Here is a 7,422-nt window from a genome sequence, read left to right on the forward strand (position 1 = left end):
AGCTTCGAGCGACAATCTTTCTATAAAGTCTCCTAATGCTACTAAACTCATAAACCGAGTTTTGAGCATTAGCTACGACTTTTACGCAAGATTACCCGTCACTCTCAGCCTTTTATTTAATCCAGCTTCGAGCGACAATCTTTCTATAAAGTCTCCTAATGCTACTAAACTCATAAACCGAGTTTTGAGCATTAGCTACGACTTTTACGCAAGATTACCCGTCACTCTCAGCCTTTTATTTACCTGATGATCCGAGTGCTCCTGTTCCGCGTTCTGATTCGATTTTTAATAAGTCTTCGTAGCTGATTTCTTCAATCGCCATTTTCGGAACTTCAACCATCATACACTGTGCAATTGCTTTTTCATATGGATAAACGATGCTATCTTCAAAGTTTTGTGCGACACTTTCCTTTGCGATCACTAGACGTTTATTATTATGATTCGTCATCGGAACGAACCATTCTCCACGGTATCCAGAATCTACCACTCCGCAGCGCTGTCCGATTCCTTTTGTTCCTGTTGAGCCGCGTTCTTTTAAAATTGCCACATAATCTGTTGAGAATGCTGATGCTAATCCTGTTGGGACTAACTTCGTTTCATGCGGTTCAAACGTGATAAAATCTTCTTCAAAGCACGCATACACATCAAACGCACCGTCTTCTAGGCGTTTTGATGGAATGATTGCGGATGGTTTTACCTTCGCAAAATTAATTTTTAACATGTAAATTCACTCCTAAAAATCTTCTAGCAAGCACACTTGCCCCTTTTCCAATGACTGTGCAACATTAATAATACGTTGGTTGCTACTACCACGGAACCTAAGTTTTAAATTTTTCAACTCTTGAATAAATGGACCATCGACTAAAACATCGCAATACATAAGGATTGCCTTTGTTTTAGGATGTGCCATAATTTCCTCAAATGTATATCCTGAATAAATCCAAATATTTTGATTTGTTTCAGATTTTATACGTTGAACTAAATGCAACAAATCATTATCGCGCACCTGATCCATCGGCTCTCCGCCTAAAATCGTCACACCCGCTACATTTGGATTTTTTAAATGCTTAATAAAATCATCCTCAACTTCTTTCGTCCAAGCATGACCATACTTAAAATGTTGATAATCTCTATTAAAACATCCCGGACAACCATGAGTACACCCTGATACAAATAAACTCGAACGAATCCCTACACCGTTAGCTGTATCAAACTTTCGAATCTGTGCATAGTTCATTCAATTCACCACTTTTCAACAAAATTTAATCTGTTATTAGTGTATCACAATATTCATTATACTAATAATTATGTACTCTTAAAAGGGGATGCCTTCAAAAGACATCCCCTCTCATTATTATTCTTCACAAATTAACTCAAATATTTCTTCTTTTGAACTAGCATTTAATAATTTTTCTCTAAAGTCCTCGTGAATGAGTTTTCGCGAAAGAGCGGCTAGTGCCTGAAGATGTAAATCGGCTTCATGTCCTTCAATGGCTAGCATAAAGATTAAATGAACCTTTTCTCCATCAATCGCATCATAATCGATTCCCTGTTTCGATACTCCTATCCCAATGCAACACTGCTTCACATACTTTGATTTCGCATGAGGAATTCCGATTCCAAATCCAATGCCTGTATTTCCTTCAGATTCACGTTTATATAAATCTTTTTTAAATTTTTTGACGTTTTTAATATAACCATTTTGATTCAATTGAGTTGCCATCTCTTCAAATAATTCATCTTTTGTTTGAGCCTGTAAATCCAAATTAATATTCTCCAACTTAATTAACTCTGCTAACATCGCTTTTCTCCACCTCTATTATTTTTTTAACAATCGTTGACGATATCCTCCATAGATAATAGCTCCAACTAATGAACCAATAAAAATGGCTAATACCCATTGGAAAGCACCTGTTACGACTGGTAAAACTAAGAATCCACCATGAGGAGCTGGAACTTGTACTTTCATTAAATAAGTTAAAACAGCTGAGATAGCAGAACCAAACATTAACATTGGAATCACACGTAATGGATCTTTGGCTGCAAACGGAATGGCACCTTCTGTAATATGAGTAAATCCTAGAATATAGTTAACGAGTCCAGCTGCTCTTTCTTCTTCATCAAATGCATTTTTAAATAAGGTTGTTGCTAAAGCAATCACAAGTGGTGGTGTAATACAAGCAGCCGAAACACCCGCCATAAAGTAATAATTTCCTTGAGCTAAAAGCATGGTTCCTGTTACATAAGCCGCTTTATTAACTGGCCCTCCAAAGTCAAAAGCACACATACATCCAATTACAATTCCTAAAAGAATGGCATTACTATCTTGAAGATCTGCCAACCAACTCATAACAGCATTATTAATTGCTGCGACTGGTTCCCCTAAGAAAAGCATTAACATTCCCGTTAACAATACCCCAATAATCGGTAAAATAAAAATGGATTTTAAGCCTTCAAATTGGCGTGGAAGACCTTTTAATAAATGGATTAAACCAAGAACTAAATACCCAGCAAAGAACCCAGCCACGATTCCTCCAATGAATCCGGCACCCGTATCATTTGCAATCATCCCACCAACAAATCCAGCAATTAAGCCTGGGCGCCCAGAAATTGAAGACGCAATATACGCTGTAAAGACTGGCACAATAAATCCAAACGCAACGCCTCCAATTTGTTTTAGCATTGCCGCGAACTGATTATATGTTTCATGAGTTGGATCGGCAGAATGGATTCCCCACAAGAATGAAATAGCAATTAAAACACCACCTGCTACAACAAGTGGTAGCATATGAGAAACCCCATTCATCAAATGCTTATAAATACTGTGTCCAACTCCTTGCTTTGCAACAGGTTCTTCTTTACTTGAATGAGTTGCTTTAATTCCACCTTTAATCGGAGCAGTTTCCGCTAAAATTTGTTCAACTAAATATTTCGCTTTATGAACTCCATCTTTTACAGATACTTCGATGACACGTTTTCCAACAAAACGATCCACTCTCGCATCCTTATCACAAGCAATAATAACGCCAACTGCTTCTTCGATATCTTGAGGTGTTAACTCATTTTCAACGCCAACTGCCCCATTTGTTTCAACCTTAATTTCTACTCCTAATTCTTTTGCTGCCTTTTTCAATGCTTCTTCCGCCATATAAGTATGCGCAATTCCCGTTGGACATCCTGTTACAGCTACAATTTTCTTCATACACGTACCCCTCCGTATTTTAGATTTATATTTTAATAGAGACTCCTTTTCACAACGATTAAACTTTGTGAGATTATCTCTAAGTAATGCCTTGACTCAGTAAAACGAATTTTTCCCCACTAGAGGAGAATAGCTAAGAGCCTTTTGGCTACTTAGCATGGGGGCCCGCCCCATTAAAGGATGATAGCTAAGAGCCTTTCGGCTACTTAGCATGGGGGCCCGCCCCATTAAAGGATGATAGCTAAGAGCCTTTCGGCTACTTAGCATGGGGGCCCCACTAGTATCTGCGTAACATTTATTTCTTTCATGTAAGCTTTATATTCATTAAAATCACCTAGTCCGTAAGACTGTGCAACATTCGCTCCTACGGCCGATCCTTTTTTCAAAGCAAGCTCAACATTCGTCTTCCACTCACTCAAAAACGCCGCCAAACAGGCATCTCCTGCACACGCCGAGCTCACAAGTTTTACCGGTTTTGCTTCACAGAAATACATTTTTTCACCATTGAAAAAATACATCCCCCTCTCACCAAGCGTCAGTAAAATATTTTGAGCCCCTTCTTGGTATAAAAACGTCAAAGCTTCTTTTATATCGTTTTCCGTCTCAAGCGTTAATCCAAAAATATCTGCTAACTCTTCATCATTTGGCTTAATCAACTTAGGTCGATACTTCAATAAATCTTTTAACTTCTTAGAACTGATATCGAGTACGACCTCAATATCTTGAGCCTGACAAAACTTTATAATCTCATCATAATAACTTTCATCAATACTTGGTGGTAAACTACCACTAATCACAAGCGTCTCGCAATCTATTGCATATCTAAGTTCCTCTAACAACTCCTGTTGGACACCCAAATTAATAAAAGGCCCCTTATTCACAAACTTATACTCTCCATCAGGCACTGTAATAAACGTATTAATTCTTGTATTTTCTTCAATCCAACACGGTCGAACTACAATCTCTCTTTTCTTTAATTCATCCACAATATAACGTCCTGTAAACCCTCCGAAGAAACCTAAAACAGTACTATCAATGCCAAAATACTTTAAAGTCAAACTGACATTAATGCCTTTTCCATTCGGTGAATATACAATATCAGATGTGCGATTCACTTTATTTAAATCCGATGTCTGCGATAAAAAATTCATATCAATAGCTGGATTCGCAGTCAATGTATAGAGCATCATTCATCCCCCTTTTTTTAAATCTTACCTTCTCTCTTACACTTTCATTGTACGCCAAACTCTCACGAAAATGTTTTCTTTATTTAGCGCTTACAAACTTAAATCTTTCTGATATAACCACGCTTTTTAGATTTTCAATATTTTCAAAAAAATAGCTACCTCTTCGAGATAGCTATTTCTTAATAATCCTTATTTCTCTAATAATTAGAGATTGTGCTTCATATCGCCCCACTAAAGGAGGATAGCTAAGAGCCTAACGGCTACTTACCGCGGGGGCACACCCCACCAAAGGAGAATAGCTAAGAGCCTAGCGGCTACTTACCGCGGGGGCCTGCCCCAACAATTGAGGATTTCTAAGAGCTCTTTTCATTCGCTACTTAGGTTGGGGGCCCCATATTCAATTAAATAATCTATGATGACTCGCGAGATGACTTGGAGTGGTATTCTTGAGGTGACCTCGAATTCTTTAATTGAAATATCGCGATGCTTCTCTCCAACAATCATGATATCTGCTAATGAATTTAGGGTACTATTTTTTTCACAACAACATCCTACTACCTTGACGCCATTTTCTTTAGCATTTTTAACAGCGTCTATAATCGATTCTGTTTCTCCCCTTAATGAAAAAACGATCACTAATTCATTATACTTAATGTTCTTAGCCAGCTTCACCATAATATTTGGGTCATTAATTAAAAAAGCATTATATCCCATTAACTTAATTTTTGCATCAAATTCCTGTGCTACTAATTCACTTAATCCACGCGCAAATAGATAAATACGTTTCGCTCGATCAATGGAATTCACAACTTCTACTATATCTCGTAACGAAATGTTTTCAATCGTTCGGCTAACTTCAATCAACGATTTTTCTAAAATTCGGTTCACGCCTTGATAAGCCATGATTTCTGTATCTTGCTTATTTTGATTTAATAACCGATATCTTAATTCAGTAAATCCATTCATCCCAATTTTTCGAATCGTACGACTCACCGTCGCAGGTGAAGTAAAGGTTAAATCTGCAATATCGACAATGGACATATTCATTAGCTTTGATTCATTGTCATTTAGAAAATCAACAATAATTTTTTCACTTGTCGTCAATTTTTCTTCTACCTCTTTTACTAGTTCAATTAACACCGAAATCGCCCCCTAGTCAAATATATGCTTAACGTTTACAAATTATAAAAGTAGGAATGATATTTAATCGTTCGAACGAATATATTGATAATAACTAGATATGAAACGAGGTGTTTATTATTAATTGGCGAAATGTAAATTCAGTTAAAGAATTGAAAACTCTTGGAAGCTTTAAAGAAGTTAAAGAATGTATTAGATTGGATACTAAACAAAAAATTACTGCCCGTGGTTGGGATGATCTTTTCAAAAAAATAAAAGAAATCACCACACCATCAGAGCAATACTTTATCTCTCCGTCAATCGAATACATTTTCTACTTAGTTGAACTAGATGGCGAAATACGAATGAACAAGCTAAATATTACAAGTAAACTATTTAAAGACAAAAAAGAAGCTAAATCATGGCGAGATAAAATCTCAAAACTGATCCATCCAGACGTATGCCCTCATGCAAAATCTAGTGAGGCTATGATGAAACTCAATGAACTTTATCAACAAATGACAGGAAGGGAGTAATTCATATTAGTAATGATCTGATTCCTTATAAAACAGGAAAGGACTTAAACTATAACGAGCCTGAACTATCAGATAAAGTCACCCCTAAAATGAAAACAGAAATCTCAAATGCTTGGAAAAATAGTGTCCTAATAGATGGAAAAGGATGGATATGGGTTAAAAAGGAAAAGCTACATAGCATTTTAAGAACAACAAAGGATAACATCAACTTTATTGTGATGAAAATGCCTGATGAATACAAACGAACTTATGATGGTAAACTTTACATCAGAGGATTTAAAGTTATGGAGCAAATTATTAAATCTGAAGAAGAAAATGGAACTGGAACTAAGGGAATTAACCTTCAAGCCTCTAAACAATATTACGAACAAATACACATGTGTGATACCGTTAAAATGTTACGGCTTGATTATGATAACCAGCTGAAAAGCGATCGCTCCAAACTTAAGAAAAAACGTCGTAGTACCTATAAAATTACGCACGACGAGCTAACTGGTGAAAAACTAAAAACAAATTATGAATTTTCTCATATTCGTAGTTATTCTATGTTTCGAGAAATTGCCAACAATATTGATAACGGTCTACTCGTTAACAAGGACATCCATCGCCAAATTACTGAGCGGGGAATTAATAACGAAGATCAACTATTAAAATTCTGTGAAGAGCACGGCTACAAAACCGACTGGTATCTTCCCTATAAAAAACTATTTCCATAAAAAAAATGGCGAGGACTTACGTCCACGCCATTTTTTTTATTAACTTTTCAAAAACGTTTGATTTCGCCTTTTTTTACTCAATCTAGCTTCCTCATGCATCCTGGCTATCAAATTCGATAAATCTCTTTGAACAAAAACGTTCAATTGGCTTTCTCTTCATTTGTACGCCAGGATAACCGCATGATTCAGCCTTTTATATTCAATCCAGCTTCCTCAAACAGAAGCCCTATAAAGTTTCTTTCCCCTAGATGACTAAAAAACAGCCATCTGTGAAAGTTCACTTTTACGGGCTTCTAAGCGTTTGATTCAGCCTTTTATATTCAATCTAGCTTCATCAAACAGAAGCTCTATAAAGTTTCTTTCCCTAGATGACTAGAAAACTGTCATCTGTGAAAGTTCACTTTTACGGGCTTCTAAGCGTTTGATTCAGCCTTTTATATTAAAGATGCATAACACGACATTTAATTTCCGCTGTTTTCCCTTTATTCCAGAAATTGTCTCCCAAATAACCACAGGTACGACGAATAACATTCATCTTCGCTTGATCCTTATTATGGCAATTCGGACATTCCCATGATAAGTCATCATTTAACGTAATTTCACCTTCAAAGTGACAAACATGACAGCAGTCAGACTTCGTGTTAAATTCAGCGTATTGAATA

At 36.5% G+C, this 7,422-nt stretch carries 9 protein-coding genes; 2 read left to right on the top strand and 7 right to left on the bottom strand.

The features are described 5' to 3' along the window. Positions 1–235: 235 nt before the first annotated feature. From J6D32_RS08570 to J6D32_RS08595, 6 genes are all read right to left on the bottom strand, one after another. Positions 236–721, bottom strand: a complete 486-nt coding sequence (locus tag J6D32_RS08570; protein ID WP_155223885.1) for a dUTP diphosphatase — start codon at positions 719–721, stop codon at positions 236–238. A gap of 12 nt (positions 722–733) precedes the next feature. Continuing rightward, a complete protein-coding gene (gene nrdG / locus J6D32_RS08575) occupies positions 734–1,237 on the bottom strand; it encodes an anaerobic ribonucleoside-triphosphate reductase activating protein (RefSeq protein ID WP_006785850.1) in 504 nt (167 codons plus the stop codon). Between the two features lie 117 nt (positions 1,238–1,354). Further along, a complete protein-coding gene (locus J6D32_RS08580; RefSeq protein WP_082410054.1) occupies positions 1,355–1,801 on the bottom strand; it encodes a PTS sugar transporter subunit IIA in 447 nt (148 codons plus the stop codon). An 18-nt stretch (positions 1,802–1,819) separates the two neighbouring features. Further along, positions 1,820–3,202 carry a PTS fructose transporter subunit IIC gene (locus J6D32_RS08585; protein ID WP_272155593.1) on the bottom strand — a complete coding sequence of 461 codons (1,383 nt, stop codon included), beginning with the start codon at positions 3,200–3,202 and terminating at the stop codon, positions 1,820–1,822. Between the two features lie 260 nt (positions 3,203–3,462). Then, positions 3,463–4,389: a 1-phosphofructokinase family hexose kinase gene (locus J6D32_RS08590; protein ID WP_170837659.1), complete on the bottom strand. Its 927-nt coding sequence runs from the start codon at positions 4,387–4,389 to the stop codon at positions 3,463–3,465. Between the two features lie 366 nt (positions 4,390–4,755). Beyond that, on the bottom strand, positions 4,756–5,529 hold the full coding sequence (locus J6D32_RS08595) for a MurR/RpiR family transcriptional regulator (protein WP_129821805.1): 774 nt from the start codon (positions 5,527–5,529) through the stop codon (positions 4,756–4,758). Positions 5,530–5,639: 110 nt separating this feature from the next. Here J6D32_RS08595 and J6D32_RS08600 point away from each other — a divergent pair, with 110 nt between their 5' ends. Together J6D32_RS08600 and J6D32_RS08605 are read left to right on the top strand one after the other, a co-directional pair. Next, on the top strand, positions 5,640–6,044 hold the full coding sequence (locus tag J6D32_RS08600; protein WP_006785845.1) for a hypothetical protein: 405 nt from the start codon (positions 5,640–5,642) through the stop codon (positions 6,042–6,044). Between the two features lie 89 nt (positions 6,045–6,133). Next, positions 6,134–6,760 (top strand): HNH endonuclease, encoded by a 627-nt coding sequence (locus J6D32_RS08605; protein WP_009606513.1) that lies wholly within the window; start codon positions 6,134–6,136, stop codon positions 6,758–6,760. Positions 6,761–7,199: 439 nt separating this feature from the next. Here the strand turns inward: J6D32_RS08605 and nrdD are convergent. After that, the coding region (gene nrdD, locus J6D32_RS08610; protein WP_287467550.1) for an anaerobic ribonucleoside-triphosphate reductase at positions 7,200–7,422 on the bottom strand (223 nt) is incomplete at its 5' end.

Source organism: Turicibacter sp., from assembly GCF_017941855.1.
GTDB classification, from domain to species: domain Bacteria; phylum Bacillota_I; class Bacilli_A; order MOL361; family Turicibacteraceae; genus Turicibacter; species Turicibacter sanguinis.